This is a genomic window from Pseudomonas sp. AC463 (assembly GCF_979253585.1).
Genome location: NZ_CEEDDZ010000019.1, coordinates 1 through 26747, shown reverse-complemented (window position 1 = coordinate 26747; position 26747 = coordinate 1). Strand labels below are relative to the sequence as shown.

27 protein-coding genes and 1 pseudogene are annotated in these 26747 nt (G+C 61.5%); 9 read left to right on the top strand and 19 right to left on the bottom strand.

Annotated features, from left to right (window positions below):
* Positions 1–78 precede the first annotated feature (78 nt).
* The 7 genes from AC0IYH_RS22300 to AC0IYH_RS22270 form a co-directional block, all read right to left on the bottom strand.
* Complete coding sequence (locus AC0IYH_RS22300; protein WP_471836231.1) at positions 79–798, bottom strand: hypothetical protein; 720 nt, start codon at positions 796–798, stop codon at positions 79–81.
* Positions 799–924: 126 nt separating this feature from the next.
* On the bottom strand, positions 925–2178 hold the full coding sequence (locus AC0IYH_RS22295; RefSeq protein WP_471836229.1) for a 2-aminoadipate transaminase: 1254 nt from the start codon (positions 2176–2178) through the stop codon (positions 925–927).
* A 116-nt stretch (positions 2179–2294) separates the two neighbouring features.
* Complete coding sequence (locus AC0IYH_RS22290) at positions 2295–3308, bottom strand: sensor domain-containing diguanylate cyclase (protein WP_471836227.1); 1014 nt, start codon at positions 3306–3308, stop codon at positions 2295–2297.
* Positions 3309–3443: 135 nt separating this feature from the next.
* The gene (locus AC0IYH_RS22285) at positions 3444–5345 is read right to left on the bottom strand and encodes an alkaline phosphatase D family protein (protein WP_471836225.1); all 1902 of its coding nucleotides are present in this window, start codon (positions 5343–5345) and stop codon (positions 3444–3446) included.
* Between the two features lie 139 nt (positions 5346–5484).
* Complete coding sequence (locus tag AC0IYH_RS22280; protein WP_471836223.1) at positions 5485–7713, bottom strand: ATP-binding protein; 2229 nt, start codon at positions 7711–7713, stop codon at positions 5485–5487.
* Positions 7710–8324: a biliverdin-producing heme oxygenase gene (locus AC0IYH_RS22275; RefSeq protein ID WP_471836222.1), complete on the bottom strand. Its 615-nt coding sequence runs from the start codon at positions 8322–8324 to the stop codon at positions 7710–7712. The genes AC0IYH_RS22280 and AC0IYH_RS22275 overlap by 4 nt, the downstream gene beginning before the upstream one ends.
* Before the next feature lie 193 nt (positions 8325–8517).
* Positions 8518–8898, bottom strand: coding sequence for a response regulator (locus AC0IYH_RS22270; protein WP_116630341.1), 381 nt, complete (start codon positions 8896–8898; stop codon positions 8518–8520).
* A gap of 172 nt (positions 8899–9070) precedes the next feature.
* Here AC0IYH_RS22270 and AC0IYH_RS22265 point away from each other — a divergent pair, with 172 nt between their 5' ends.
* Both AC0IYH_RS22265 and AC0IYH_RS22260 read left to right on the top strand, forming a co-directional pair.
* Positions 9071–9613 (top strand): demethoxyubiquinone hydroxylase family protein, encoded by a 543-nt coding sequence (locus AC0IYH_RS22265; protein WP_471836221.1) that lies wholly within the window; start codon positions 9071–9073, stop codon positions 9611–9613.
* Positions 9614–9656: 43 nt separating this feature from the next.
* Entirely contained in the window at positions 9657–10031 is a 375-nt protein-coding gene (locus tag AC0IYH_RS22260; protein WP_471836219.1) for a c-type cytochrome, read from the top strand.
* On the opposite strand, the gene AC0IYH_RS22255 is transcribed toward AC0IYH_RS22260, so the two are convergent.
* From AC0IYH_RS22255 to AC0IYH_RS22235, 5 genes are all read right to left on the bottom strand, one after another.
* Entirely contained in the window at positions 10032–12053 is a 2022-nt protein-coding gene (locus tag AC0IYH_RS22255; RefSeq protein WP_471836218.1) for an LTA synthase family protein, read from the bottom strand.
* Positions 12054–12137: 84 nt separating this feature from the next.
* A complete protein-coding gene (locus AC0IYH_RS22250) occupies positions 12138–12746 on the bottom strand; it encodes a hypothetical protein (RefSeq protein WP_471836216.1) in 609 nt (202 codons plus the stop codon).
* Positions 12746–14014 carry a sialidase family protein gene (locus AC0IYH_RS22245; protein WP_116630344.1) on the bottom strand — a complete coding sequence of 423 codons (1269 nt, stop codon included), beginning with the start codon at positions 14012–14014 and terminating at the stop codon, positions 12746–12748. Before AC0IYH_RS22245 ends, AC0IYH_RS22250 begins: the two co-directional genes overlap by 1 nt.
* Before the next feature lie 5 nt (positions 14015–14019).
* Positions 14020–14565 (bottom strand): cytochrome b/b6 domain-containing protein, encoded by a 546-nt coding sequence (locus tag AC0IYH_RS22240; protein ID WP_471836215.1) that lies wholly within the window; start codon positions 14563–14565, stop codon positions 14020–14022.
* Positions 14565–14831: a PepSY domain-containing protein gene (locus AC0IYH_RS22235; protein WP_116630346.1), complete on the bottom strand. Its 267-nt coding sequence runs from the start codon at positions 14829–14831 to the stop codon at positions 14565–14567. The genes AC0IYH_RS22240 and AC0IYH_RS22235 overlap by 1 nt, the downstream gene beginning before the upstream one ends.
* 147 nt (positions 14832–14978) lie before the next feature.
* On the opposite strand from AC0IYH_RS22235, the gene AC0IYH_RS22230 reads away from it, so the two are divergent.
* Positions 14979–15641 (top strand): response regulator, encoded by a 663-nt coding sequence (locus tag AC0IYH_RS22230; RefSeq protein WP_471836213.1) that lies wholly within the window; start codon positions 14979–14981, stop codon positions 15639–15641.
* Positions 15638–16999: an ATP-binding protein gene (locus AC0IYH_RS22225; RefSeq protein WP_471836211.1), complete on the top strand. Its 1362-nt coding sequence runs from the start codon at positions 15638–15640 to the stop codon at positions 16997–16999. Before AC0IYH_RS22230 ends, AC0IYH_RS22225 begins: the two co-directional genes overlap by 4 nt.
* A gap of 18 nt (positions 17000–17017) precedes the next feature.
* Here AC0IYH_RS22225 and AC0IYH_RS22220 read toward each other — a convergent pair whose 3' ends face one another.
* Positions 17018–17725 (bottom strand): ribonuclease T2 family protein, encoded by a 708-nt coding sequence (locus tag AC0IYH_RS22220; protein WP_165842720.1) that lies wholly within the window; start codon positions 17723–17725, stop codon positions 17018–17020.
* Between the two features lie 198 nt (positions 17726–17923).
* Between AC0IYH_RS22220 and AC0IYH_RS22215 the strand changes: the two genes are divergently transcribed.
* Complete coding sequence (locus AC0IYH_RS22215; protein ID WP_122773511.1) at positions 17924–18496, top strand: hypothetical protein; 573 nt, start codon at positions 17924–17926, stop codon at positions 18494–18496.
* Positions 18497–18504: 8 nt separating this feature from the next.
* Here the strand turns inward: AC0IYH_RS22215 and AC0IYH_RS22210 are convergent, their stop codons facing one another.
* The 4 genes from AC0IYH_RS22210 to AC0IYH_RS22195 all read right to left on the bottom strand — a co-directional run bounded on the left by AC0IYH_RS22210 (position 18505) and on the right by AC0IYH_RS22195 (position 21033).
* Positions 18505–18978 carry a hypothetical protein gene (locus AC0IYH_RS22210; RefSeq protein ID WP_471836209.1) on the bottom strand — a complete coding sequence of 158 codons (474 nt, stop codon included), beginning with the start codon at positions 18976–18978 and terminating at the stop codon, positions 18505–18507.
* Positions 18975–19274 (bottom strand): colicin E3-like toxin immunity protein, encoded by a 300-nt coding sequence (locus tag AC0IYH_RS22205; RefSeq protein WP_471836207.1) that lies wholly within the window; start codon positions 19272–19274, stop codon positions 18975–18977. The genes AC0IYH_RS22210 and AC0IYH_RS22205 overlap by 4 nt, the downstream gene beginning before the upstream one ends.
* Positions 19275–19289: 15 nt before the next feature.
* On the bottom strand, positions 19290–20450 hold the full coding sequence (locus AC0IYH_RS22200; protein ID WP_471836205.1) for an S-type pyocin domain-containing protein: 1161 nt from the start codon (positions 20448–20450) through the stop codon (positions 19290–19292).
* Positions 20451–20661: 211 nt separating this feature from the next.
* The gene (locus AC0IYH_RS22195) at positions 20662–21033 is read right to left on the bottom strand and encodes a PH domain-containing protein (protein ID WP_053257892.1); all 372 of its coding nucleotides are present in this window, start codon (positions 21031–21033) and stop codon (positions 20662–20664) included.
* Positions 21034–21166: 133 nt separating this feature from the next.
* On the opposite strand from AC0IYH_RS22195, the gene AC0IYH_RS22190 reads away from it, so the two are divergent.
* Positions 21167–21802 carry a LysE family translocator gene (locus AC0IYH_RS22190; RefSeq protein ID WP_471836203.1) on the top strand — a complete coding sequence of 212 codons (636 nt, stop codon included), beginning with the start codon at positions 21167–21169 and terminating at the stop codon, positions 21800–21802.
* A gap of 4 nt (positions 21803–21806) precedes the next feature.
* Here the strand turns inward: AC0IYH_RS22190 and AC0IYH_RS22185 are convergent, their stop codons facing one another.
* Together AC0IYH_RS22185 and AC0IYH_RS22180 are read right to left on the bottom strand one after the other, a co-directional pair.
* Positions 21807–22136: a hypothetical protein gene (locus AC0IYH_RS22185; RefSeq protein WP_116630355.1), complete on the bottom strand. Its 330-nt coding sequence runs from the start codon at positions 22134–22136 to the stop codon at positions 21807–21809.
* A gap of 39 nt (positions 22137–22175) precedes the next feature.
* Positions 22176–22391, bottom strand: a pseudogene (locus AC0IYH_RS22180) (hypothetical protein); the annotation flags it as partial.
* Positions 22392–22525: 134 nt separating this feature from the next.
* On the opposite strand from AC0IYH_RS22180, the gene AC0IYH_RS22175 reads away from it, so the two are divergent.
* The 3 genes from AC0IYH_RS22175 (at position 22526) to AC0IYH_RS22165 (ending at position 26525) form a co-directional block, all read left to right on the top strand.
* The gene (locus AC0IYH_RS22175) at positions 22526–23062 is read left to right on the top strand and encodes a sigma-70 family RNA polymerase sigma factor (RefSeq protein WP_471836202.1); all 537 of its coding nucleotides are present in this window, start codon (positions 22526–22528) and stop codon (positions 23060–23062) included.
* Positions 23059–24024: a FecR domain-containing protein gene (locus AC0IYH_RS22170; RefSeq protein ID WP_471836200.1), complete on the top strand. Its 966-nt coding sequence runs from the start codon at positions 23059–23061 to the stop codon at positions 24022–24024. The genes AC0IYH_RS22175 and AC0IYH_RS22170 overlap by 4 nt, the downstream gene beginning before the upstream one ends.
* A gap of 89 nt (positions 24025–24113) precedes the next feature.
* Positions 24114–26525 carry a TonB-dependent siderophore receptor gene (locus AC0IYH_RS22165; protein WP_471836198.1) on the top strand — a complete coding sequence of 804 codons (2412 nt, stop codon included), beginning with the start codon at positions 24114–24116 and terminating at the stop codon, positions 26523–26525.
* Positions 26526–26747: the final 222 nt, after the last annotated feature.

Here is a 26747-nt window from a genome sequence, read left to right as displayed (position 1 = left end):
TATGCTGACTGACCTACCGCCATCGGGGGCAAGTCGAATCGTCGCACCGCCCCTCCCACATTTAGTTCAGTGTTGCTATCACTGCTGCGCGATGCTGTACCCATCAAACGCGGTCTGCTGCTGCAGTGCCGTAATCACGCTCTTGCGGCTCAGTGGCTGTTCAGCCCCGGCGTTATCCACAAAGCTCTCCACCTCAAGTTCGGCCTCATCACCTTCGCCCACAAAGTTGAACCCCAGAAACTCGAACGCCTCGCGGTCGACGTTCAGCTTCGAACGCGGCGTGCGCAGCGGCAGGGTCACGCTGATGCCGTCCTTGCTGATCACAAACACTTCGGCTTCTTTCTTCGGCCGTGCGGCCTTGCCTTTGCCGGCGCTTGGGTTGCTGATGGCCTGGTGGCTCTGGTTCAGCACCTTGAGCGCCAGGCCGTAGACCAGCTCCTGAAACTCGGGGTCATCCTTGAAGCTGGACAGGATGCGGCTGATCGAGAACTTGCTGCTCAGGTCTTCTAGGGCGATGTTGTCGGCCGCCTCGGCGTCCTTGAGCTGCTTGAGCTGGCCCATCAGGTCGTAGGCCTTGTCGTCGTCGAAGGCGTCGTGAGCCTGGCGAATGGCCACGCGCAGCTCGCGGATCTGGTCGCTTTCCTTGGAGGTGTGGAAGGCGTCCAGCACCATCTCGCTGATGATCTTGGCCGCAGGCACATGCTGTGAAAGATTGATGGCGTTTTCGTATTCGGCTTTGGACTGCAAGGCGACTACGGATTCTTCGGGGGCGGATTGTTCGGTGTAAGAATCGGACATTGAAATTTCACTACTTCAGTAAACGGAGACAAAAAAGCGTCGGGCATTTTCAGCGGGGAGGGGGATCAGGTCAAGGCAGCACATTGCCCTTATCGTGGTGCAAGGCTGCCGGCCAGCGGATGCGCGCTATTCGCCCAGTTGCTTGAGGCAGGCTTCGAGGATATCCAGGCCTTCCTCCAGCACCGCCGGCTCAGTGGTCAGCGGCGCGAGCAGGCGGATGATATGCCGCGACTTGCCGCTGGGCATCAGCAGCAGGCCGGCGTCGCGCGCCAGGCTCAATAATTGAGCAAGCTGTATCGGCGCGGGAGTGCCGTCGGCGTGGGCCAGTTCGATGCCGCGCATGGCGCCGACGCCGGTGAGGCGGCCAAGGTAGGGCGACAGCGGCTGCGCGCGCCACGCGGCATACCGACTCACAATGGCTTCCTCCTGTTGCGCGCCCCACGCGTGCAAGTGCGCATCGGTCATCGCATCCAGGGTGGCCAGCGCCGCCGCGCAGGCAATCGGGTTACCCGAGTAAGTACCGCCGAGGCCGCCCTTGGGCAGGTTGTCCATCAGCGCCTTGCGCCCGACCACCGCACCCAGTGGCACGCCGCCGGCGATGCTTTTGCCGAGCAGGATCAGGTCCGGCTCAATGCCCAGGCGCGAGAAGGCAAAGCGCTGGCCGGTACGCCCGAAGCCCGACTGGATTTCATCGGCGATCAGCAGAATATTGTGCTCTTCGCAAAAACGCCGCAGGGCCTGGGCGAACTCGATATCCAGCGCCAGGAAGCCGCCTTCGCCCTGCACCGGCTCGATAATGAAACAGGCCACGTCGTTGATGTCGATTTCCACGCTGAACAGGCGGTCCATGGCCTTCAGCGCTTCGGCACAGGTGACGCCGTTGTCGGCACTGGGGTAGGGCAGGTGATACACCGGGCCGGGCAGTACGCCGACCTTTTGCTTGTAGGGCGCGACCTTGCCGTTGAGGTTCAAGGTGGCCAGGGTGCGGCCGTGAAAGGCACCATCAAAGGCGATCACCGCCGTGCGGCCGGTGGCGCCGCGCACGATCTTCAACGCGTTTTCCGCCGCCTCCGCGCCGCTGTTGGTGAGCATGCCGCTCACCGGGTAGTCCACTGGGATAAAGGCCGTCAGGCGATCCATCAGTTCGATGTAGGGCGTATGCGGGGCGGCGTTGAAGGCGTAATGGGTCAGGCGGGTGGCCTGTTCACGAATCGCCTCGACCACGCCGGGGTGGCAATGACCGAGGTTGAGCACACCGATACCGCCGACAAAGTCGATGTAGCGTTTGCCCGTGGTGTCCCAGACCTCAGCGTTTTTGCCGTGGCTGAGGCTGATGGGGTGCACGATGGAAATCGACTGGCTGATGGTTTCACGGCTCATGAATCTCGGACTCGACGGTGGCGGGCTGGCTTTTATCTAAGCCGTGCGCCGGGCCCTGCCGCAAACGAAATAAAGTGCTCGGGTCATTCCAAATCGGAAGGAGCTGCCGACCTGGGTTATTCGCGCACGCCATCCTTCCCTGCTGCCTTGGCGCGATAGAGCGCCTGGTCGGCACGCGCCATCAGGGCGGCGGGGGACTCACCGGGTTGGCGCGCTGCCACGCCGACACTGAGGGTTATCTTTACGTCGCTTCTGAGCGGGTTGTCCCTCACCGTCTGGCAGATACGCTCGGCCACGGCCCTGGCATCCTCCAGCGAGCTTTTGGGCAACACCAGCATAAATTCGTCGCCACCCCAGCGAGCCAGCAGGTCATCCGGGCGAATGCAGCGCTCCAGGCACTCCACTACCTGGACCAGGACCTGGTCGCCCACGCCGTGACCGTGGCGATCATTGATCGCCTTGAAGTCATCAATGTCCATCGCGATCAGAGCCATGGGCACGCGAAAGCGCTGGGCGCGGTCGCATTCTTCCAGCAGGACTTTTTCCAGGCGGTAACGGTTGGCAACCAGGGTCAGGGCGTCCCGTTCGGCCAGGGAGCGGTTTTCATCGAGCTGCAATTGCAGCTGCTGATTGACCCGTGACAGCTCACGTGTGCGCTCGGCCACCAAGGCCTCAAGGGATTGATTGCGCTGCTCCAATTGCTCGACGGAGCTTTTGCGCGCATGGATGTCACGGTGTGCGCCCACCATCCGCGCCACTGAGGCATCGTCGTTTCGCGCAATCACGTAGCCGCGGTCTTCGATCCACAGGTAGCTGCCATCTTTTTTGCGGCAACGGTATTCGGCCTGGTAGTGGGGGGCACGGCGGTGGATGTAGTCATCGAACAGCGTCATTACCTGGGGGTAATCCTCCGGGTGAATCACGCTTTCCCAGGTGAATACGCTGTTCTCCAGAGAGTGGCGTGGGTAGCCAAGCATTTCGTACCAACCGGGGCTGCGGTAGACGAACCCGGTGTTGGCGTTCCAATCCCAGATCCCGTCGCTGACCAGTTCCAGCACGGTGTGCAGCATGTCGGCGTTGAAGTGAGAAAAATCACTTATAGGCGAGGTGTTGCCGGAGATATCGTCCATCTGTGCGCTCCTTGCGTGGGCTGGCGCTGAAACCAGCCGATGTTGACGCCGATACTCCGTGGCTGACGCTACTGTACAACGCGGCGTGGGTGGTTTGAATAGAGCAGATGTACGGTTGCAGGAAGTGGCGATGGGCTATTGCTTCGGCGCCACCATCCGCGTCCGAACCTTCCCATCCGCGTTGTGCTGGTAAATGCCTTCCGGCTGGCCATGATCGTTGAAAAACACCTGGCCTATTCCTGCCGAATTCCATAGCCGTTCGCCGGCCTCGGCGTGCTCTGGAATATGCGGCACCACCTGCATGGTGCGCCGGCGGGTGAACCAGTTGAGGGGCGAGCGTGGCGAATAGAGCCAGCGGTTGAGGCGGTCGAACCACTCCAGCAAGCGCGGCGGGAATTCGTTCTTGATGCCGCTGCTGGTGATCTGCCAGATCCTGGGGCCGGCGTTGCGATGGCGAATCAGTACTTCGTAGACAAACGAATAGTGCACATCGCCCGACAGGATCACGTAGTTCCCTGGCGTGCGCGAGTGGCGAAAAATGTTGAGGATCACCTGGGCGGCGCCGCGATGGGCCATCCAGTTTTCGGCGTCGACCAGCAGCGGGTAGCCACACCAGCTGAACACCTTCTGCACCGTCTCGATCAGCTTCACGCCGAAGATCGGCGCGGGCGACACGATGATGGCCGAGGGGTGGTCCAGCAGTTCCTGTTGCAGTTCGCTCAAGGCTTCCCAGTCCAGCAGGCCGGAAGGTTGCTTGAGGGTGAACTCACTGCGCCAGCGCCGGGTACGGGTGTCGAGCACCACCAGGGCGGGAGTGGTGGGCAGTACGTAGTGCCATTGCTGGAATTTCAGCAGCGTTTGCAGCAGTTCATCCTGCGCGGCCGCGCTCAGGTGGTTGTCGTGCGTCTGGCTGACCAGGGCCTGAGTGTGCGTGAGCGGTTCGCCAAACACGTCCGGCTGATTACCCCAGCCCTGGCACAGCATATAAGCCAGCAGCGCGTTGCCGATGATGCGCTTGGAGAAGGGGTGGCCGTAGGCGGTTTCTTCCCATTGGGCGCTGAGGTTCCAGTCATCGGTGATGTCGTGATCGTCAAAGATCATCAAGGTCGACAGGTGCGCGAACACCCGCGCCACGCCCGGCAGGCCGTCGCAAAAACGCTCGATCTGCACCTGCTCGCGGGCATACCGCGCGTGCTCGTCGCCGCTCAGTTGCGGCGGTTGCGGCGCAATCAGCGTCCACGGCGCTGGCGACCACACCAGCAGGTACATCGCGATCACTTCGGCAAAGGTCACCAGGTGGTTGTCGGCGGTGCTGCTGGTGAAGATCGGCTTTTTCACCCCGCCAAAAAAACGCTCGCGCAGGGTCTCGTTGCTGTCCAGCGCGGGCAGCAGGTCGGCGCGATGGTAGTAGCTGGCGCGATGCCCATAGAGGCTGGCGCTGTCGTCCACCACTGCGCCTTCCAGGTATTCGTCGAACAGGCCCAGGCGGGCGATCAGTGCATGAATCGCCCGCAGCATGGGCCCGGCCACATCGTCGGCGTACACCTGGTCGCCGCTCATCATCAGCAAGGCCGGGCGATGCTCGGGCAGGTGGGCGCTGGCCAGCAGGCGGTCTACGCACAGCAAGCCTTCGTTGGCAGGGTGATGGGGCTTGCGGCACGAACCGTGGACCAACTGATGGATGCGGCTATGCAAGATGAACGTCGGAACAGGCGCGTCCGTATACAACAGGTGCGGTGCCCACTCGCCGATGCCGGCGCCGTCGGCCAGCAGGTCGTAGCCGATGGCGACGTCCTGGGGCAGCGCATGGAGCAGTGCTACGTCGATCAGGTGAATAAAGGCGTGGCGCCCCACGGGCACGACCTGGAGGTGCTGTGCGTCGAGGTCGATGGCCTGCGTATCGCCCTGGGGCGGTTGCAGTTTCAGGGTCAAGGTCAGGGCGCGGCTGCCTACCAACCAGATGACCAGGCGCTGTGGTTCCAGGCGCCGTAGCATCGGGCCGGCAATCACGGCGGGCAGGGTGTCGGGTTGCGGCATGAAGGGCGCGGCTCAAGCAAGGTAGGACCGCAAAGGGTAGCGCAGAGGATGTCAGCGTTTCGTCAACAGTACGCAGCTCCACGCGCTGCGTACTGGTTTGGTGGCCCTGGCAAGGTCAAGCGTTCGGGGTCAGGGTCTGTCAGATCGGCTTGGGTACGGTGAATTTGAACTCGCTGCCGCGGCCCAACTCACTCTGGGCTTCGATCCGCCCGCCATGGGCCTGGACGATCCCCTGGGTGATGTACAGCCCCAGGCCGCTGCCGGTGGGGTTGTTCTCGGTCTGGGTCCAGTAGCGATCGAACACATGCGGCAACTGATCCGCAGCAATGCCTTCGCCGGAATCACGCACCGAAAACACGATTTCTTCGCCATTGCTCATGGCGCTGATGCCGATATTGCCCTGGCGCGGGGTGAACTTGATGGCGTTGCCGATCAGGTTCGACAGCACCTGGAACAGGCGCTCCGGGTCGCCATTGATCTGCAGGCCGGGCTCGGCGTTGAACGACAGGTCAATGCCTTTCTCCATCGCCAACGGTGCGAGCAGGGAGTAGGCCTCCTCGAACATCTGGCTGACATCCAGCGCCACCGGCTTGACCACATACCGGCCAGCCTCGATTTTCGAGGTGTCGAGCAGGTCTTCCAGCAGCACGTTCATGCGCCCGGCCGCCTGTTGCATGGTGTCGATGGCCGAGGAGATGCGCCGCGAGGTGTGTGGCCCGTCCGAGCTGAAGGCTTTTTGCATCATGCCGCAGAGCATGGAGATCACTGTCATCGGGTTGCGCAGGTCGTGGGACACCACCGCCACCAGCTCATCACGGGCGCGCACGGCTTGTTGCTCGCGCAGCACCTGGCGGGCCAGGTCGTTTTCCAGGGCCGAGCGGCGCAGGTCGTTGGCGGCAAACCGGTCACCATGGCTCCACTTGGTCGAGATGCCGGCCATTTCGACTTTCCAGATTTCAAACGACGTGCGTGGGCGAAGGCGCAGGCCGGTGTCGGAAGTTTCCAGGTTGAGCGGCTTGTTCGGGTCGCCGCTCCAGTTGATGTTCTCTTTGACTTCCGGGCGGAACCACAGCACGCCGTTGTCCACCGGCTTGGGCAGGCTCATGGCCAGGACCCCGCTGGCCACCTGCTGGAACTCGGCGGCCGGCGGGTACACCGCCGCCAGGTTATGGCTGGAAAACACCGGCTCGCCGCCGTCTTGCAGCCACTTGTGCAGTGCGCGGATCTGCGCCGGTTCCGGGCAGTTGCCGTAGCGGTGCAGCTGTTTGTCTTCGATGATCGCCACGCCGCCGGACAGGGTCAGGTCCATCAGCAACTGGCCTTGCTGGGCCAGGCCGTCGAACACATTGGCGTCCGACGCTTTCATCGCCTGGGCCAACAGCGCCAGGGCCTCGACTTTCTCCTCGCGCTGGCGGCTCAGGTCCAGGGCTTCCATCGCGCTGATCTGCAACGACAACACCTGGCCGATGGTTTGGCAGGCGGTGCGCAGGTCATTGGGCACCAGCAGCGGCTCGCGGTTGCCGCAGCTGATCAGGCCCCACAATTTGTCGCCTTTCATCAGCGAGATGCTCATGGACGACAACACGCCCATGTTTTGCATGTACTGGCAGTGAATCGGCGACACGCTGCGCAAGGTGGCGAAGCTCAAGTCCAGCGGCTGGCCGGTGTCCGGGCGCAACTTGGGCAGCAGCGGCACCGGCTCGTAGGCGGCGTTCGGGATGATGCGTAGCCAGTTGGTGCGATACAGCTCACGGGCCTGCTCGGGGATGTCGGACGCGGGGAAGAACAGCCCGTTGAACAGTTCCATGCACGGCGCCGACGCTTCGGCGATCACCTGGCCGTGGCCTTCGTCTTCAAAGCGATAGATCAGCACGCGGTCGTAGCCGGTCATGGCCTGGATTTCGGTCACGCTGATTTCGTACAGCGCCTGCAGGGTTTTCGCGGCCTGCAAGCGTTGCAGCATCTTGCCCAGGTCGCTCGTGCGACCTTTCAACGCGCGTGGCTGAAAGTCTTTAAGCCGTGGTTCGAACTCCAGCACCAGCACATCCTGATGGCGGTGCAACAGGCCTTCGAACTCAGCGCCGTTGAGGCTGACGTGCAGCGGCGGCGCGTCGAAAAAGGTGTTGTGTTCGGCCATGGCCTGCACCGCCTGGGCGTGCTCGGCGCCGATCAGGCTGTGCAGCGGCTGGCCCAGCAGCGTCTCGGGCGCGTGGCCGAACAAGGTGCCGACGTTGGCGCTGACCTGGATGATATTCAGCTCGGGCTCCGACAGCGTCAGCAGCACGCCGTGGGGCTGGATCGCGCCGGGGAAGCGGATGGGCTCGTCGGCACAGTTGGCAAGCAGCTCTTCAAAATCATCGGGTTTCATAGCAGTACCTCCTGGCTGTCGAGCCATTGCTCAAAGCAGCTGAATGTCGAGCGGGCAGCCTCTACCGCGCGCTGTTTGGCGGGGGTGTCCAGTGGCTGGCGGCCCAAGTAATCGAGAAAATCCTTCCAGCGTCGCCCGGTTTCGGCCGCGTACACATTGAGAAACGCGCCGCCGTTGTCGGCGTTGATGGCCAGGCGCTGGATCATTTCCCGACGCAGCACCTGGCCGCCCAGGGTCGCGCCTTCCAGCACATAAAGAACGCCAAGGCAGGCAGCGGGCGAGTCGATGCTCGGCAGGTGGGCACAGCGGGGCAGGGCTTGGATGGCGGCGGCGTCCAGGCCAAGGGCATGCAGGTCACTGACCAGCGTCGGGGTTTTCACACGCAGCGCCTGGTCGAATCCCTCGGGGATCAAGCCACTGTCGTACAGCGCCGCTTCCATCGACTGATAAAACCCGTGATACGCCTGGAGCAAGCGCTGATACCAACCGGCATCCAGGCGCTCGGAGAAAAACGGCAAGCGTTTCTCCAGCGCGATGTGCAGCAGGGCAGTGCCTGTGCGCAACGCTTCCAGCAATGAGGGCGCACCCACTTCAGGGGCCTTTGAATGCATTCAGTGAGCTCGAACTAGGGGTCTTTCGACCATGAATGACGCGTAGAAATGGGCGGCAATTCTACACAACTCATAGCCGTCAGCTTACGCCCAAGGCGAATATGCTGACCGGCGGATCAAAAAAATCGCTCCTTGCCTGCATAGTGACCCTCGGGGCGGTGCCGAAGTTCGGTAAAGTGATATTGCAACGCTATCAATGCAGCGATGAACCTTGCTGGGTCAGTGCTGTTTGCACGCACTCCAATAAATTTTCGGTGCTCCATGGCTTGGGCAGGAATCGAACCGAACCGCCCAATTGCTCTGCCAGCCGCGCGTTGCCCGAGGTCAGCAGCACTGGCACGCCGGGCCAACGATGCGCCACCACTCGGCTCAGGTCATAGCCGTTAAGCAGCCCCGGCATCTGCACGTCACTGACAATCAGATCGACCGGGTCATCGCCGCGCTCCAGGTAAATCATCCCTTCATCCGCCGAAGGAAAAGAGGTGACTACAGCCCCGAAATCTTCCAGTACATCCACCATCAACGAGCGAATGATCTCGTCGTCTTCCAATACCAAAATCGATGGCTGAGCCATGATCCTTACTCCACCATCAGGGTTCAGTAAGGTGGAGTCGGGCATGAGTAGTTAGGTTCGATTGGATATGTTCAGGGCGATGGGTGGTCGTTTAGAGGGTTGGGTTTGCACAGCCGTCGACAGATACGGCACGATAACTGCGCTTTGCACCCCTCGCACAAGGCCATCCACCGTGAATGCTCCCGCTGCCCCCTTGATCGACCCGGACCTGGGCAACCGCATGATAAAAGTCGACCACGCCGGTGAGCATGGCGCGATCTGCATCTACAGCGGCCAATTGTTCATGGCGCGGCTATTCAACCCCAGCCTGGTGGGCGAACTGCGCGAGTTTCTCGGTGACGAGCGCCGGCATCGCGCGGTGTTCAAGGCCGAATTGCAGCGCCGGGGTTACCCGCGTTGCCGCAGCTATTGGCTGTGCGGGCTTGGTGGCCTGGCGCTGGGCTTGCTCACCGGCCTATGCGGGCGCAAGGCGATCATGACCACCACCGTGGCGGTGGAAAGCGTGGTGCTCAGGCACCTTGCCCATCAGTTGCACGCGCTGCGCGACATCGACCCGCAGGCGGTGGCGGCCATTGCCTCGATTGTGGATGAAGAACAGCACCACCATGACCAGTCGGCGGCGCAGATCGATGTGAACGACCCCTGGTTCAAAGTGCTGACGCCGGTGGTCACCGCTTGGACCGAAGCGGTGATCTGGATGGGCATGCGCTCCTGACAAACAGGCATAATTGCCGGCATTACCCGCTGTGGAGCCCATCATGAAGTACGCCTTGTTCGCCCTCGCCCTGGTCCTCAACACCGGCTCCGCCTATGCCGCCGGCGATGCCGAGGCGGGTGGCAAGCTCTTCAGCAAGACCTGCGGCGGCTGTCACAGCATCGGCGAAGGCGCGCGCGGCGGCTTTGGCCCGGAACTCAATGGCATCATCGGTCGCCCCGCCGGCATCACCGCCGATTACCAGTATTCCGACGCGATGAAAAATTCCGGCGTGGTCTGGACCCGCGACAAACTCGCTGCCTATATCGAGGACCCGAAAAAAGTGGTGAGCGGCACGCGCATGATCTTCTGGGGCATCAGTGACCCGGAGAAGATCGAAAATATCCTGGCGTACCTCGAAACATTCCAAGACAAATAATCACTCCCGCACGTTGCGAAACAGCATCAGCCGCGCACTTTCGTGCAGCCCTCGGGTCAGCCCCTGCAAGCGCTGAAACTCCTCGGGATGCTGCGCGGCTACATCGTCGCGCGGTGTGGGTGATGCCAGGTCGTGCAGGGTCGGCGAGCTGCCGTCGTGTTGCATCTGCAGCAGGAAGTCCTGGGTCACGCCGCCGATGATCGGGAAGGTGCCTTCACGCAATACCAGCGGCACCACGCGCTCGCCTTCCGGCGCCGGTTGCTGGATATCGCGGCCCATGGCGCCGTTGCGAAACGGCACGCCCGCCATGCCGGCCACCGTGGGCAGCAGGTCGGCCAGGCCTACGGCCTCCTCGATCACTCGCGGCGCCAGGCCGGGAGCGTGGATCAGCAGCGGCACGTTGTTGCTTTCCAGGCCCAGTTGCTCGAAGGCCGGCGCCATGTGCGGGATCTGGCTGATGCGTGTGTTGTGGTCGCCGAAGAACACAAAAATGCTGTTGTCGTAATAACCGCCGGCCTTGGCGATTTGCATCAGGCGCCCGATGTTGTAGTCCAGCAGTCGCACCGCCTGGTATTGCTCGACGCTGCGCGAGCCGGCGGCCTGGGCTTGCGCCAGGGTCACGTCGTTCAGTTGGAAACCATCGTTGAGTTTGGGGATGGTGAACGGGCGATGGTTGCCGGAGGTTTGCACATAGGCGAAGAAGGGCTGGTCTTTGGGCAGCGCGCGCAGCAGCGTGTCACCTTCCTTGAACAGGTCCAGATCGGAGATCCCCCACACATCCACCCGGGGCGAGCGCCAGTGGCTTTCGTCATAGAGCTGCACGCCGTCGATGCTCTGGCGAATCAGCGCGTTGATATTCGCCCAGCCGGCATTGCCGCCGATCATGTAGAACTTCTGGTAGCCCGTGAACGCGTTGATCAGCGTGTGTTGCCGGGTGATCAGCGGGTTGCGCGTAGCGGTTTCCTGGCGGGTTACATCCGGCACGCCAGTGATGCTGGCCCACACGGTTTTAGCGGTGCCGGTCACGGGCACGTAGAAGTGCTTGAAGAACCAGCTTTGCGTGGCCAGGGCGTCCAGGTTCGGCGTGGGGTTGAGCGGGTTGCCATAGGCCCCGACGGCGCTGGTGCCGAGGGACTCGAGCATCACGAAAATCACATTGGGCGGGCGCGCGCCGGCCAGTCGATACGGCTGCACGCCTTGCTCGCGGGTGAAGTTCAGTGACTGCGCGTCGAGTTGGTCGACCCCCAGGTACTCGGCGATTTGCGGGTAATGCTCGCGCACCTGTTGTTCATCAAATTGCGATTGGCCGACTTTGAGCGTGTCATACAAAAACAGCACCGGGTTCAAGCCCACGGCGGCCACCTGGCTGTTGCCGGAAAAGAACGCATCGCTCCAGCGCAGCGGCACCGGGTTTTCCAGGTTGAGGTTGGCGACGCGGCCGAGCAGCGCCAGCAGCACGGCGACGATACCGACCACGGACACCGACGCCAGCGTCAGTTTGCCGATAGCCTTGGGCGCGCGATCCAGGGTCAAGCGCTCCAGGCACACCAGCGCCCATACCCACAGCGCCACCGCCGCCAGCCAGCAGGCAGTTATCCACAGCACCGGGTAGGTTTCCCACACCATCTGCTGAGAAATCTGCGCGTCTTGCAGGTAACGCAGCACCGTCGCATTGATGCGCACGCCGAGGTAGGCGTAGTGGCCGAAGTCGATGATGTACACCAGGCCTACCACCGCCAGCGCCACCACCAGATACCCGCGCGCCAGCCAGCGCAGGGCCGGCAGGGTGGTGAGGTTCCAGCGCGGCAGCCACGCCAGCACGGCCAGCGGCAGCAGGAGCAACACCGCCAGGCGCAGGTCGAAACGCAGGCCGATGCCCAGGGTTTCCAGCAGCGCCGGGGTGGTTGGTTCCAGACCCGAAAACCCCAGCACAAACACCAGCCGCAGCGCCGCCAGCAAGGCAAACACCAACCCGATCGCGCACACGCCGTAGCGCAGGCGGCGTGATTGCAACGCACTCATCATCCCCATCCTTAAGCACACCTTATATCCAATGTGTGAGGGGCGGTGCGACGATTCGACTTGCCCCCGATAGCTGTGTGTCAGTCACTGCATCCGGTGCCTGACACGCCGCCATCGGGAGCAAGCTCCCTCCCACATTTTGAATTGCATTAATCCTGCGACCAGGCAGTAACCCGCCAGCAGCGGATCCACCAGATAATCCCAATAGTTCTCGGATGCCTTTAGCCGCAACGCAAACGCCAACGTGCCCAGCACCAGCATCCACACCGCCAGCGCATTACGCAGCCACAACAGCACCAGCGCCGCCGCACCCACCAGCACAATCATCGGCCGTGGGTTGAAGCCCCAGCGGTAGGGGTCGAAATACGTCAGGCCCATCGTGGCCGGGTACAGCATCAGGCTCAGCAGGCCAAACAGCAGCAACAGCTGCACCTGATGTTGCCTGCCGAGCGATTGCACCACCCCCAGGCGACTCAGCCCCACCCACGCCAATAACACCAAGGTGCTGATGGCCAGGTCATCGGTAAAACTGCGTACGTACGCCGCCAACGGCAGCTCATTGACCGGGATAAAACTCACCGCCACCAGCACCGGCAGCAACCACGGCCGCCAGGGCGCGGTAACGCGCAACGCGCTGAGTGCCACAAACCCCAGCAACACAAAACTCAAATGCGCCTGCCATAGAGAAGCCATCACAGACGCTCCGCCAGCCAGGCTTCGTTGAAGCTGACATGTTTGATAAAGGTGTTATTCCACGAGTAGACCAAGTGGTACATGCCGTCCGGGCTGCGGCTGAAGTACGGGTACTCGTATTCGAAATCACAGCCCTCGGGCTTGCAGACGCGGTAGTCGAGGTTGCTGAGAAAACGTTCTTCCAAAGGCAAGCGACGTGCGCCGCTGGAGGCGCGGAAACCTTCGCCGATGATTTCTTTATAAGCCTCGGGGGAGAACGGCTGGCCGAGCGGGTCGGGTGACTCGTCCAACTGCACCACGGTACGCCACTGGCTGAGCTGGGCGTCGGTGCCGTAGAGGCTGAGTTTAAAGCGGCCGTCCTGCAGGTCGTTGAGGGCTACCAGCAGGCCATCGCCCTGGGTGCTCACCGCCGCCAGCGACGAATTGGGGTTGGCCGGCTCCAGCGGGTACGGCTCGCTCCACGTCTGCCCCGCGTCTTCGGTGCGGCTGGCCAGCACGCGGTTATGGGTGTTGCCGGCGTAGCGCAGCATCGCCACGGCGCGCTGGCCATCCAGCGGCACGATGGTCGGTTGCAGGGAATTCTTGCCGCGGCTGATGCGGAATTTGTCTATCACCGCGCCGTCGGCGTTCAGGTACAGGTATTCGGCAAACTTGCCCATGAACTCGTGGTACACCGGCAGGCCGATGGAGCCGTCGGCGTGGAACACCGGTGCTGCGCGCACCAGGGTGCTGATGTTGAAGAACGGCGACGTCACCAGTTGCCGCGGCGCCGACCAGTTGGCGCCGAGGTCTTCAGACACCATCACATTGATCGCACTGGTGGCCCAGCCGCCGACCGACACCGACACGTAAAACATCCACAGGCGCTGATCCGGCGCCAGGGCAATCACCGGGTTGCCCAGCTTGCGGATGTAACGCCCGGTGCCGTCGCGGGTGCTTTCCCGCGTGGCCAGCACCTGCTCGGCGCCCCATTCGCCGCTGTTCGCGTCAAAGCGTGCGGTGCGCACCTGCACGTCGGCCGCGCCTTCGCGAGACCCGGCGAACCACACGGCCATCAGGTCGCCGCCGGGCAGCGCGGTGACGGATGAGGAGTGCACAAAGTCCGTCAGCTGCGTAGACACGAACCGGCTGGTGTACTGCGCCGGCGCCGGCACTTTGGCGTTGTTTGGGCTTGCCTGGGCAAACGGCGCCAGCACATGGGGCGGGTGGCTTTGCCAGGCGGCGAAAAACACCGCCACTAGGCTGAAAATCAATAGGGCAGAGCGCATAGGGATTACTGCTCAAGCTCATCCGGCAGACGCTTCCTGCGACCGGTCAGCATGGATAACGGCAGGTTGTCCCGCACCTGGATACTTTCAAACACGGCGGCCAGCACATGCACGCAGACCAGGGCCAGCAGCATATCGGCGGCGGTTTCGTGGAGTTGCAACGGCCAATCGGCGCCCCACAGGGCATCGACTTCCTGCATCAGGAAGCCGCTGAGACCGAGGGTCAGCAACGCCAGCAACATCAACAGCATCACCAGCGCGCCAATCGGCGAATGGCCCAGGCGATGTTGCGGCTTACCGTTGAGCAGCGACCGTGCGTGGGCACTGAGCTTTTTTGGCGTAGGCCAAAAGTCCGCCCAGCGCGCACTGCGCGGCCCGACAAACCCCCACACTGTCCTGACCAGCAGCCAGGCCATGGCGTAGTAGCCCAGCCAGACATGCCAGTCGTCACCCGCTTCATTAAAGAAGTAATTGGCGACAAAGACCCCGGCGATGGACACGTGAAACAGCCTCACCACAGGGTCCCACAGGCGCAGGGTTTGCCCTGGCATCAGCCTTTGATCTCAGTCTTCACGGCCTTGCCGGTGACCGGGTCGTGGTAAATCTCGACCTTGCGTTTGTCTTTGTCGAAGCCGTAGATTTCGTAGCAGTTGCCGTCGGTGACCTTGAACTTGCTGATGGTGTAACCCTCGGCCTTGAGCTTGTCCTGGAAGGCTTTTTCGTCTTGCCATTGCGAGCGTTCGGCGGTGGTGCACTGCGGGCCGGCGAGGGCCAGGGGGCTGGCGAGAATCAGGGACAGCAGGAGAAGTTTGCGCATGGAAAAGCTCTCAGCAGGTGTGGGAGTTTTCACAGTGCAAAACCAACCTTAGCGCAACCTTAGTTGGCAACGAGCCGTAACATCTTTGGCGAAATACCCTCGGTCAGAACCCGGCATGATGCCGCCGATTCCTACAGAGATTCTGCTATGCGCCTACTCCTTGTCGAAGATGACCGAGCCCTCGGCCAGGGAATACGCGTGGCCCTCGGCGCCGAGGGCTACACCCTCGACTGGCTGCAGGATGGCGTTGCGGCACTGCATGCGCTGCGCACGGAAAGCTTCGACCTATTGCTGCTCGACCTTGGCCTGCCGCGCCTCGCCGGTCTGGATCTGTTGCAGCAACTGCGCGCCGAGCAGCACGACCTGCCGGTGCTGATCCTCACCGCCCGCGACGGCACGGTTGATCGCATCGCCGGGCTGGACGCTGGCGCCGACGATTACCTGGTCAAACCTTTCGATGTCGAAGAACTCAAGGCCCGCGTGCGCGCCCTGTTGCGCCGCAGCCAGGGCCGTGCGCAACCGCTGCTGGAACACGCCGGCGTCAGCCTCGACCCGGCCACCCAACAGGTGCGCTACCAGGACACCGAAGTCATCGTCACCCCCATGGAATACCAACTGCTGCACCAACTGATGGTGCGCCCCGGCAAAGTCGTCACCCGTGAACGCCTGGCCCGCACGCTGTACGGTTGGCAGGACCGGGTCGAGAGCAACACCCTTGAAGTACTTATCCACAACCTGCGCAAAAAACTCTGCACCGAACTGATCCGCACCGTGCGCGGCGTGGGCTACGTGCTGGCGGTTAAGCCATGACTTCGGTTCGCACGCGCATCCTCATCCCCGTGCTGGTGTTGGTGCTGCTGGGCGACGCGCTGATCTGCTGGCTGGTGCTGCGCGACAGCCACCACGAAATCGAAGAAGTCTACGACGCCCAACTGGCCCAGAGCGCGCGCCTGCTGCAAGGTGTACTGCGCCAACGCGACCCCGGCGACGCGGATTGGAGCCGCTTGTATCAGGCCTTCGACCAGGCCATGAGCCGCGTGGGCGAGGAGGGCGTCGCTCACCCCTACGAAACCCGCCTGACCTTCCAGGTGTGGCGCAGCGATGGGGAGTTGCTCATGCGCTCGGCCGAAGCCCCCGTGTTGGCCGCACCGCCGGCCACCCTCGGCTCCCATGACCTGATGGACAACGGCAACGACTGGTGCGCCTTCCTGCTGGCGGACGCTCAGCAGGGCTTGCTGATTTGGGTAGGCGAGCGCGACGACATTCGCCAGGACGTGATCCAGCGCATCGTGCGCCACACCCTCTGGCCCACCCTCGTCGGCGTGCCGCTGCTCACCGTGCTGATCTGGCTGTTGATCGGCTGGGGCCTCAAGCCCCTGCGCGCCATGGCCCAATCCATTCGCGGGCGCAGCGCCGAAACCTTGCAGCCACTGCATCTCAAGCCCCTGCCCAGCGACCTCGAACCCATGCAAACCGCGCTCAACCGGCTGCTGGTGCAAGTCGATGACCTGCTTGAACGCGAGCGTCGCTTTATCGCCGACGCCGCCCACGAACTGCGCACGCCGTTGGCGATCCTGCGCATTCACGCGCAAAACGCACAGAGCGCCGTGACCCCCGAGCAACGCCGTGAGGCTTTGGAATTCCTGGTCAGTGGCGTCGACCGCGCCACCCGCATCGGCAGCCAATTGCTGACCATGGCGCGTATCGAACCGCAACTCAACAACCCCAAGCGCAGTCGCGTGCAACTCACTGAACTGGTGCGCGAAGAACTCGCCGAACTCACGCCGCTGGCCATGGAAAAAGGCGTGGAACTGGTGCTGGAAGGGGAAGAGGAATGCTGGGTAGAAACGGAACCGGTGGCGCTGGCCATCGCCTTGCAGAACCTGGTGACCAACGCCCTCAATTTTTCTCCGCCGGGCAGTGAAGTCACCGTGGTAATCGGCGCCCATTGCCTGAGCGTGCAAGACCAGGGGCCGGGGATTGATGAGGCGCATATGGGGCGCTTGTTCGAACGTTTCTACAGCCGCGACAACGCCAATGGCGCCGGTTTGGGGTTGGCGATTGTGCAGATGATCGTCGGCAAGATCGGCTGTCGGTTGGCGTTGCATAACCTGGCGCAGGGCGGGTTGTGCGCGCGGTTGGTGTTTAACCAAGGTGCGCGTGGATAAACCGCAAAGGACGCCGCTTCACTTCCCTGCGGGGATAAAGGTTTCCTCGTCTTTACAAGGGATGCCGATTTGCAACGCTGCATCCCCTTCATAAGCGGTGCCGTCGGGCGAGACTCTGTAGAACACCTCATGCAGGTACTGTTTTTCGTCTTTTACAAAGCAGCGATAGGACGCATTGGCGGGGAACGCGGTGGTCAGCTCTTCAAACATCACGCTGGCGCCCACCCACGCGGCAAACTTTGCCTGGTCATACTGTACGACCGGTCGGAGCCTCACGATGTCATTGAAATAGGCCTGCTGCGCTTTGCCTGAACATGTGCCGTGTTTCTTCCATTCGTGTTTAAACATGCCCTCAGGATTCACCGTGACCAGCTCCGCGATGGCCGGCTCATGGGCAATTTGCTCCAGATTGCCGGGGCTGATCTCGCACTCTTTACCTTGTTCACATCCCGGCGCGGTATTGCAGAAGGCTGGATGGCGATTGGTTTTTTCCGGCGTGCTGCGGTTGTACGGCCATATCCCATGGGTGAGGAATTTTTCCGGAGGCGCTTCGCAGCCGGCGGTCTCGGGTTTCAATACACAGAAACTCGGCTGCCACGTAACGGAGTAGACCCAGTATTGGTAGCCCGCGTCGCTGGGGGTGATTTCTTCATTGTTATCCAATGCCCACACAGCGCCCGACGCGATCAGGGCGATGCAGCAGAGCAGGCGACAGGCGGCTCTCATGGTCTGAACTCCTTCCTTGGCACCCGACAGGCTGGGGCGTGCAGCCATAGTCCACGCGGATTGCGCACAGATCTACTGTCAGAGTTAACAGGTCATGGCACTCAACATCCTGCTATCCGCCTTGCGATCTGCGGAACATTCCGTGTAAACACGGGTCCAGTCCTCACACTTAACTCACACCGATAAGGACATCCCCCTGTGAAGCGAATTGCGCTGCTTTCCCTCACCCTCGCCCTGTGCGCCTGCCAATCCAACCAACGCGACTCCTCGCCGACCCTGCTTAAAGACGGCATCCAGTTTCGCCAGAAAATCGTAACCGTCGACGCCGAACACGCCAAAGTCATCATGAAAGCCGTCGGCGGCAACAACCCCGTCAAATTCGCCATCAGCCGCGAAGGCGACCCCGACCAACGCCCGGAAACCCTCGGCACCGTGGTGTACAACGGCGAAGGCCAAGTCTTCAACTGGATCGCCAAAACTATCCAAACAGTCACCAGCGCCGGTTTCCGGCGTTTTCCACAGCTGGAAACCCAGGCCGACCCGGGCAAGAAACTCACCGTATTCGGCAGTGCTGGCAGCATCGGCAACGGGGATTTTTACAGCTGCGTGCCGCCGGTGAGCACTTTCACTCCGGAGAAGGCGAAGGTGTATCTGGTGGAGTTCCAGTTCTCGCCGAGTCGTTCGGCGTGCATGCAGCAGGTGTTTGATATTACCGATCCGGCGAATCGGGTGCTGATTGGTGGGGCGGGCGGTGAGACGAAGTCGGGTTGAGCGGTTATTCAGCGGTGGGTATAGCCCACCGCTTGCGTGACGACCACCCCGTTGAAGGTGTGGGTGCAGCAGTCGCAATAAGGTTTCATGTTTTCGGGTGTCAGTTGTGGTTCTACCTTTTGCAGCAGGCCTGCGTCGTCGACGTATAGGCCGCTGTAGTAGCTGTTTTCATCCGTTCTCACGTAATCCTGTTTCTCGCTTTCATGAAGCGCAACCATCCAGAACACCGGGTTCGGCCGATCCAGGCGTGCGTTGGCTTCGCTGAAAACCGCGTGCCATGGCTGACCGACCTTGGACAGTAGGAAGCGATACAGTGGTGTGTAATCAAAGCCGTGTCGTTTATGGCTGTACATTGAGCCTCGGGTGGCGAGCGTGTTTTTTTCGGTCTTGGTGTTCCGTTCGTAGCGGTAAGCGCCACCACTGCCGTGGCGCACGCCATGGGTTCGGGTGTTGACGGAGCGGTAGAGGAGGGGCTTTTTCATTGTTGGCCTCGTGACGCGTTCTTGGGTTGTTTGGGAGTTGGTGGCCAACTGCCTTGGTAGCGGAAGGAGATTTGGTAGTCGAGATTGGCGGGGTCAATCACGTGCTGAAAGTGCGGCTGAATGATCGGTATCCAGCTAGGCAGCAGATTGAAAACGTCGGCATATAGCGCGGTTTCTTCGGTTAGATCCAACGCTTCAAAAACACTGTCTGCATCATCGACATCGGCTGAATACTCATCCGCTTTCAAGTCGTTGCTGTGCTTTTCGTACCAGCGCAATCGGATTTTCATAACCATTATTTGAATTCCTGTTTATCTGTAAATTCGGCGTTCTGGTTTCGCAGGTCCTCGGCGTTCAGCTGTATATGGGTCAAATGCGCCGAGGTGTTTCAAGTCACTGTTTCGATAAACTTCCAGCTCGCCTTTCTTGGCATCCCATTCGAATAACTTCTTTCCTTTTGCATCTATCCAGCGCTCGCGTAAGCCACTTCCGCCTTTCCTTGGTGTTGCGGGCCTTTGGGGGATCAGGCCAGGAAAGCCCGTTATGTCTTCTGTTCTGGGGGCTGGAAAGTAATCATGATCCGGATTCCTCAGCCCCTTCCGCGGCTCACTCACCACCACATACAGCGGCCGAACCCCAGACCCCACGGGGAACACCAGAATAAAATCCCGATACTCCGGCGGATAAATCGGGTTCACCAGAATCTGCGCCGCCTTCTCCGTCGACGGGTAAATCCAGATCACCGGCGCCTGTGGCGCAGCCTGCAACGCCGGAATCCCCAGCGTGTCACCTAGGTCGACGGCGGGCGTCCAGATCAGCTCCGCACCCTCACCCAAATCCGCGACGACCTGATTTCCACGGGTTTGGAACTGCACCACATCAATCATTTGCCACGCGGGATTGTCCCCGGTGTAAAAACCATAGCCCCTGAGCGTGCCGTCTTCCCGCTGCTCGATATGTAAACGCATCTGCGAACGCGCCTGCTGCATCGAGCGTAATTGCTCCTCGCTATACAGCGCGCTATCGCCCAGCTCTGCTGGCCACACCAGCGCTACCAACCCGCCTAACAGAGGCGCTGCCACCGAACCGATTGCGGCAGCGGTCGACTCCACCACCGCCGTACGCAACGCCAACTGCCCCAAGCCGACGGGCAAGGCGCTACCGCTGATCTTGCGCAGGGCAACAGCCCCCCGGCTGTCCACTTCACGACCGCCCAACAGGCTGAAATGGCCGTACTCCTTGATTAGCTCAAGCGGTACGTAGCCGGTGGGGTCTGAGTAGTGAGTGTGGCCGTCGGGCAGTTGGCAGGGTTTGATGAAGGTGCAGCCGGGCGGTTTGGCGGGCGTGGGCACTGCAGGGGGTGGGACGAATGAGTCGATAAACGGTGAATAGGCGGCGCGCTTCGGCTGCGGCGTCAGAATGCGCTGCTTGCGTAGTTGTTCCTCGGTGGGAGGGTAAAAGCGTTCTGACATGAGGGGCTCACTTCCTTGTGTAGGGAAGTGAGCCTACGAGGCTGAATCGCCGGTTGAAATTCGCCTTGTTCGATACGTTGCGTGGGAAAAGTCGCTACTGCACGGGGAAGTCCGTATATACAAAACCGGGCTTTAAGGGCTCAAACTTTCAGATTACCTTTCCGGCCGTCGCACCGCCCCTCCCACATTTTGAACGATGAATATCCGCTGATCAGCTCAGCAGATGCTTGGAGATGATCCGCGAAATCTCAACAATCGACGTCTTCCCCGTAAATTCAAACTTCACTTTCCCCAACGACGAAAAGTAAATCTCCAGCTCCGAGTCCAGATCAAACGTCCCGGACGTTTCCACCGAGTACGCGACGATGTTTTTGTACGGCAGCGAGGTGAAGTCTTTCTTGCTGCCGGTAATCCCCTGCACGTTCACGGCGATGATGCGTTTGGTGGTGAAGACCACGCCGTCGCGCATGGCTTTGTAGGCGTCGATGACTTCTTCGCCGTCCAGCAGCAGGGCTGAAACGCGTTCGGCGTATTCGTTGTTTTGTTTGAGTTTGAAGAAGCCTTTGTTGTTGAAGTCGATCATGTGCCTTTCCTTGGATGAATGGCGCGCCACGCGTGCGCCGGTGTATGAGGTTTTGCTCGCGGATCTGTATCTAACGCCCGGGGGCTGCGCGTTCTACCATGGCAGCCAACCGGCCCATCGAGGAGCGCCCCCAATGCCCGAACTGTCCAACTGGCTTGCCTACGGCCTGATCTCACTTGGCATGGTGCTCACGCCCGGGCCGAACATGATTTACCTCATTTCCCGCTCGATATGCCAGGGGCGCACGGCCGGTATGATTTCCCTCGGCGGCGTTGCCTTGGGTTTCCTGGTGTACATGCTGTGTGCGGCATTGGGTATTACCGCGTTGGTGATGGCGGTGCCGTTTGCCTACGACGCGCTGCGCCTGGGCGGTGCGTTGTACCTTGTGTACCTGGCCTGGCAGGCGGTCAAGCCGGGCGGCCGGTCACCTTTCCAGGTTAAAGACCTGCCCCGGGACAGCCCGCGCAAGTTGTTCATGATGGGCTTTGTGACCAACCTGCTGAACCCCAAAGTGGCCGTGATGTACTTGTCGTTGCTGCCCCAGTTTATCGACCCGAACGGCCACGGCAGTGTGCTGGCGCAATCCCTGGTGCTGGGCTTTACGCAGATTCTCATCAGCGTCAGCGTCAATTCGGTGATTGCCCTGGCTGCGGGCTCGATTGCGGTGTTCTTTGTGACCCGACCCGGTTGGCAGGTGGCGCAGCGCTGGTTGATGGGCTCGGTGCTGATGGGGTTGGCGGTGCGCATGGCGGTGGAAGGGCGGCGGTGAGGACTCACTGAATATCTTTCAAGTAGCCCTCAAGATCACTTAACGGCGCCAGCAGCCCACCCAGTTGCCGGACGTTTTGTACCTCAACCGTCAGCCGCCACAACTCCCGCCCCAACACCGTTTCAACCCCACCCAGCGCCCCTAGCGCTTGCCCCACACACTCACCCAGCTTGAGCTGAATCTCCGCCAAATCCCCCTGCCGCACCAACAACCCAAACACCTCCCGCTCATACCCATCCATCACCAGGTCGTCGCGCAAAAGCGGGCTGCCGTCATCGGTTTCGTGCACCAGTTTCAGTGCAAACAGCGCAACCGCTTCCAGCGTCAGTTCCATGGTCTCGGGTCCTCGGGGCTTTTTGGGGGAGGGCGATGATCACTGTTCTGTCGCAGAAAAAAAAGACCCCAGCCGTCGGTGCTCCAGGATCAGCTCCGCGCGGTGGTTGCGGGCGCGGCCTTGCGCTGTGCTGTTGTCCACGAGGGGGTGGATGCCGTTGGCTTGCAGGTAGCGCAGCACGCTGGCGGCGCGGTCGCCGCAGAGTTCCCAGTTGGAGGAGAACAGGATTTCGCTGCTGATTCGAAAGCTCACGCTGCGCGCATCCCAACGCGGGGGAGAGGGCTGTCTTTAAATGACGCCTTATAAGCAGCGGCCTACCAATTGCGAGGCGCACCGCATCAACGCTACACTTGCTAATCATTCTTATTAGCAAGCAAGGCCGGCTCTCCATGAACGTTCCGCCGGGTGCCCCTGTGCCCAGTTCCAACCTGGAGTCTCTGTACCGCTCGCACCACGGCTGGATGCAGCAGTGGTTGCAGCGCCAGCTGGGCAATGCCAGTGATGCGGCGGAGCTGGCGCATGACGTGTTCGTGCGGTTGCTCGCGACGCCGCGGGCGTTCAATGATGACGAGCATGCGCGCGCCTACCTGGGGCGCATGTCGCGGCATATGTGCGTGGACTTCTGGCGCCGTCGGCGCATCGAGCGGGCTTACCTGGACGTGCTGGCGGCCCAGCCTGAGCATCAGGTGCCGTCGCTGGAGTATCAGGCGATCGTCCTGGAAACCCTGGGGCAGTTGCAGGCGATGCTCGAGCGCATGCCCAAGCGGGTCGCCGAGGCGTTTCTGCTGATCCAGTTGCAAGGCCTGACCCAGCGCGAAACGGCGCTGCGGCTGGGGGTCAGTGAGCGCAGTGTGAATGGCTACCTGGCCCAGGCGATGTATCAGTGCCTGTTGCTGGAAGTCGAACTGGCGCAGTCGCTGACATGAGCCAGCCCGCCCCCGATCACCGTGTGTTGCAGGCAGCCGCGCATTGGTTTGCACGTTTGCATGCCGTGCCGGATGACATGGCCACCCGCAACCAGTGGGCTGCCTGGCTGGCAGAAGACGCCCAGCACCGCCTGGCCTGGCAGTACGTCGAAGGCATCAACCAGCGCTTCGGCAACCTCGGCGGCAACGCAGACCAGGCGCATCAGGTACTCACCACCTTGCGCCGCAATCCACTTTCGCGCCGTACCCTGCTCGGCGGTTTGTGTGTGGCCGGTGTCGGCGGCCTGTTGGCGTCGGCGAGCTGGCGACGCGGCTGGGTGGATTCGCCGCGCGCCTGGTTCGCCACCTACCGTACCGGGCTGGGCGAGGTGCGCCCGGTACGGCTGGCGGATGGCAGCCAGGTATGGCTGAACGGCGCCACGGCGCTGGACGTGCAGTTTGATCAAGGGCTACGGCAGTTGCGCTTGTATCGCGGCGAGTTGCTCATCGAAACCGGCGCAGACTCACGCCCCTTGCAGGTGGTGACGCGCGCCGGGCGCATGCAGCCGCTGGGCACCGTGTTCAGCGCACGTGCCGAGGGGCTGCAAACCACCTTGAGCGTATTCGGCGGCGCCGTGCAGGCAACTTGTGCGCAGAGTGGCCGACAGGCGCGGGTCGAGGCGGGGCAGTCGATGGTCTTCGATGCGCAGGGCAACGGCGCGCTGTTGCCGGCACACGCCCAGCGCCAGGATTGGAGCCGGGGCGTGCTGGTGGCTGAGTCAATGCCGCTCGGCGAGGTGGTACGGATTCTTGGAGACTATCGCCAGGGTCATCTCGGTATTGACCCGGCGCTTGCCGGCTTGCGGGCGGTGGGTACTTATCCGCTGCTCGACACTGATCGGGCCCTGGCGATGCTGGAGCGCGCGTTACCTATAAAGGTGGTGCGCACGTTGCCGTGGTGGGTCTCGATCGAGGCGCGCTGAAATAATCCAACAATCTTTTTCCGGTTTTGCGCGGCTCGCTCGCTTGGTTGGATAACGCTCCTCCATTCGACCTGCGAAAGGATTCATTCATGCTTGTTCGCGCTACCGCTTTTTCGCGCCGCCATCCACTTGTCCTGGCCGTCTTAATGGCCTTTGCCGCCGACGCCGCAGTTGTTCAGGCCGCCAGCCCCGACACGCCTCAGCAGCAGAGCCTGGAAATCCCCGCCGGCCCACTGGCCCGCCAACTGAACCTGCTGGCGAGCCAGGCGGGCATCCTCATTGGTGGAGATGCGACGCTCACGGCCAACAAGCAGAGCCAGGCGGTGCATGCCCCAAGCGTGGAGCAGGCGCTGGCGCAAATGCTGGCGGGCACCGGCGTGCAGGCGGTGCAAACCGGTGAGCGCGAGTTTCAACTGGTCGCCCAAGCTGCGTCGGGCTTGACCTTGGGCGCGACGACCATTACCGGCCAGGGCTTGAGTGCAGTCACCGAGGGCAGCGGGTCGTATGCAACCGGGCGTTCCGCGACCGCCACCAAGCTGGCGATGTCCCTGCGCGAAACGCCGCAGTCGGTGACCGTCGTCACCCGCCAGCGCATGGACGACCAGAGCATGAAGAACCTCGATGACGTGATGCAGAACGCCACGGGCATCATGGTGGTCAAGAACGGCGGCGAGCGCTCCCTGTACCAGGCGCGCGGCCAGTTGGTCGACAGCCTGCAGATCGATGGCGTACCGACCAACATCAGCAATGCGTATTCGATGGATGCCATTTCCAAACCCACCACCGATATTTACGACCGGGTCGAGATCGTGCGCGGTGCCACCGGTTTGATGGAGGGAGCGGGCACGCCGTCTGCGTCCATCAACCTGGTCCGCAAGCGCCCGACGGCCGAGCCGCAGGCGTTGATCGAAACCTCGGTGGGTTCCTGGGATGACTATAAGACGATGGTTGACCTGTCCTCGCCGCTGAACGAGGAGGGCACGTTGCGCGGGCGTTCGGTCATTTCCTATAACAATGCCAACAGTTACCTCGACACCGCGCAAAAGGAAAACCAGCTGTTCTACGGCATCCTCGAAGCGGATGTGAGCGAGTCGACCCTGGTGACGCTCGGCTACAGTTATCAGAAGGAGCGTAATTCGGGCTACGACTGGTCCGGCCTGCCGATCCACACCAACGGCGCGTTCTACCCGCTGTCGCGCTCAACCTCGTTGACCGGCGACTGGAACCACCTCGATAAGCGCAACACCACGGTGTTCACCGACATCCAGCACACCTTCGCCAATGATTGGAAGGCAGTGGTGGCCGTCAACCAGATGTGGTCCAAGTCGGATTTCCTCGGTAACTACACCTGGCCGGCGGGCACTACCGACCAGTTCACCTTGAACCCGCGTCACTTCCGCTACGACGACACGCAGACCAGCATTGACGGCTACGCGTCCGGCCCGTTCCAACTGCTGGGCCGTCAGCATGAGCTGATCATCGGCGGCAACTGGCGCAAGGACGACTTCGACTATCACGGCGGCCGCGATGCCACGTACCGTTATGTGGTCGACATGAACAACGTCGGTGCCTTCGATCCGCCCAAGCCGAATGCCTTGAACGTTAACCAGTGGAGTTACAACCGTACACAGGAACAGAAGGGCGTCTATATAGCAGGCCGCTTCAGCCTCACCGACTCCACCAGGTTCATCCTCGGCAGCCGCTTGAGCTGGGTCAGCTACGACAACCTGGATGTGGTCAGCAAGCCGGTGAAAACCCATTACTCCAAAAGTGGCGAGCTCACCCCGTACGCGGGGCTGGTCCAGGACCTGAACGACTACCTGACCGCGTACGCCAGCTACACCGAGATTTTCAAACCGCAGAACAATCAGGATGACAGCGGCTCGGTGCTGGAGCCCATGACCGGCAGCAACTATGAGATTGGGCTCAAGGGCGAATTCTTCGACAAGCGCCTGCAGGGTTCTATCGCCGTGTACCAGGCCGACCAGACCGGGCGCCCCGAACTGGTGACCTGCGATCGGGACTGGGCGTGCTATCGCGCTTCCGACAAAGTGCGCAATCGTGGTTTCGAGCTGGAGCTGAACGGCGAGATCACCTCGGACTGGAACCTGTCGGCGGGCTATACCTACAACCAATCCAAATACGTTGGCGGCGAACAGAAGGGCGAGAACTTCAACAGTGCAGCGCCGCGTCATCTATTCAAGCTCGCCACGGACTATCGCCTGCCCGGTGCGCTCAATCACATGCGGGTGGGCGGCAGCTTCTATGCGCAGAGCACCATGGTGCAGAGCGAATATGGCGAGGACTATAAGATCCAGCAGGACGCTTACCACCTGACCAACCTGCACGCGGTCTACGAGATCAACAAGCACCTTGAGCTGCAGTACAACCTGGATAACGTGTTCGACAAGAAGTACTACCAGACCCTGGGTAACCCCAACTACTGGAACTTCTATGGCGAGCCGCGCAATTTCAACATGGCGCTGCGCGCGAAATTCTGAGGCCCCAGCAGTGCTGCGGGGTGTTGATTACCTTGGGAAAAGAATTTCAAGACAGGGGTTGACCCTGAATTTTAATACTGTACTATTCGCCTCCCGCTAACGAGCAACGCGAAGTTGCAGTTAACGCAAGTGATTGAAATTGTTGAAATAATCACTTGACAGCAAATGAGGCTGCTGTAGAATGCGCGCCTCGGTTGAGACGAAAGATCTTAACCAACCGCT

Coding starts and splice junctions, on each gene's coding strand:
- AC0IYH_RS22210 (WP_471836209.1), bottom strand. CDS start 18,978: ATGAAAAAGCCCCTCCTCTACCGCTCCGTCAACACCCGAACCCATGGC.
- AC0IYH_RS22280 (WP_471836223.1), bottom strand. CDS start 7,713: ATGAAACCCGATGATTTTGAAGAGCTGCTTGCCAACTGTGCCGACGAG.
- AC0IYH_RS22175 (WP_471836202.1), top strand. CDS start 22,526: ATGAACGTTCCGCCGGGTGCCCCTGTGCCCAGTTCCAACCTGGAGTCT.
- AC0IYH_RS22285 (WP_471836225.1), bottom strand. CDS start 5,345: ATGCCGCAACCCGACACCCTGCCCGCCGTGATTGCCGGCCCGATGCTA.
- AC0IYH_RS22170 (WP_471836200.1), top strand. CDS start 23,059: ATGAGCCAGCCCGCCCCCGATCACCGTGTGTTGCAGGCAGCCGCGCAT.
- AC0IYH_RS22190 (WP_471836203.1), top strand. CDS start 21,167: ATGCCCGAACTGTCCAACTGGCTTGCCTACGGCCTGATCTCACTTGGC.
- AC0IYH_RS22245 (WP_116630344.1), bottom strand. CDS start 14,014: ATGCGCTCTGCCCTATTGATTTTCAGCCTAGTGGCGGTGTTTTTCGCC.
- AC0IYH_RS22250 (WP_471836216.1), bottom strand. CDS start 12,746: ATGGCTTCTCTATGGCAGGCGCATTTGAGTTTTGTGTTGCTGGGGTTT.
- AC0IYH_RS22200 (WP_471836205.1), bottom strand. CDS start 20,450: ATGTCAGAACGCTTTTACCCTCCCACCGAGGAACAACTACGCAAGCAG.
- AC0IYH_RS22165 (WP_471836198.1), top strand. CDS start 24,114: ATGCTTGTTCGCGCTACCGCTTTTTCGCGCCGCCATCCACTTGTCCTG.
- AC0IYH_RS22295 (WP_471836229.1), bottom strand. CDS start 2,178: ATGAGCCGTGAAACCATCAGCCAGTCGATTTCCATCGTGCACCCCATC.
- AC0IYH_RS22225 (WP_471836211.1), top strand. CDS start 15,638: ATGACTTCGGTTCGCACGCGCATCCTCATCCCCGTGCTGGTGTTGGTG.
- AC0IYH_RS22220 (WP_165842720.1), bottom strand. CDS start 17,725: ATGAGAGCCGCCTGTCGCCTGCTCTGCTGCATCGCCCTGATCGCGTCG.
- AC0IYH_RS22270 (WP_116630341.1), bottom strand. CDS start 8,898: ATGGCTCAGCCATCGATTTTGGTATTGGAAGACGACGAGATCATTCGC.
- AC0IYH_RS22260 (WP_471836219.1), top strand. CDS start 9,657: ATGAAGTACGCCTTGTTCGCCCTCGCCCTGGTCCTCAACACCGGCTCC.
- AC0IYH_RS22195 (WP_053257892.1), bottom strand. CDS start 21,033: ATGATCGACTTCAACAACAAAGGCTTCTTCAAACTCAAACAAAACAAC.
- AC0IYH_RS22275 (WP_471836222.1), bottom strand. CDS start 8,324: ATGCATTCAAAGGCCCCTGAAGTGGGTGCGCCCTCATTGCTGGAAGCG.
- AC0IYH_RS22205 (WP_471836207.1), bottom strand. CDS start 19,274: ATGGTTATGAAAATCCGATTGCGCTGGTACGAAAAGCACAGCAACGAC.
- AC0IYH_RS22240 (WP_471836215.1), bottom strand. CDS start 14,565: ATGCCAGGGCAAACCCTGCGCCTGTGGGACCCTGTGGTGAGGCTGTTT.
- AC0IYH_RS22230 (WP_471836213.1), top strand. CDS start 14,979: ATGCGCCTACTCCTTGTCGAAGATGACCGAGCCCTCGGCCAGGGAATA.
- AC0IYH_RS22235 (WP_116630346.1), bottom strand. CDS start 14,831: ATGCGCAAACTTCTCCTGCTGTCCCTGATTCTCGCCAGCCCCCTGGCC.
- AC0IYH_RS22255 (WP_471836218.1), bottom strand. CDS start 12,053: ATGAGTGCGTTGCAATCACGCCGCCTGCGCTACGGCGTGTGCGCGATC.
- AC0IYH_RS22185 (WP_116630355.1), bottom strand. CDS start 22,136: ATGGAACTGACGCTGGAAGCGGTTGCGCTGTTTGCACTGAAACTGGTG.
- AC0IYH_RS22290 (WP_471836227.1), bottom strand. CDS start 3,308: ATGGACGATATCTCCGGCAACACCTCGCCTATAAGTGATTTTTCTCAC.
- AC0IYH_RS22300 (WP_471836231.1), bottom strand. CDS start 798: ATGTCCGATTCTTACACCGAACAATCCGCCCCCGAAGAATCCGTAGTC.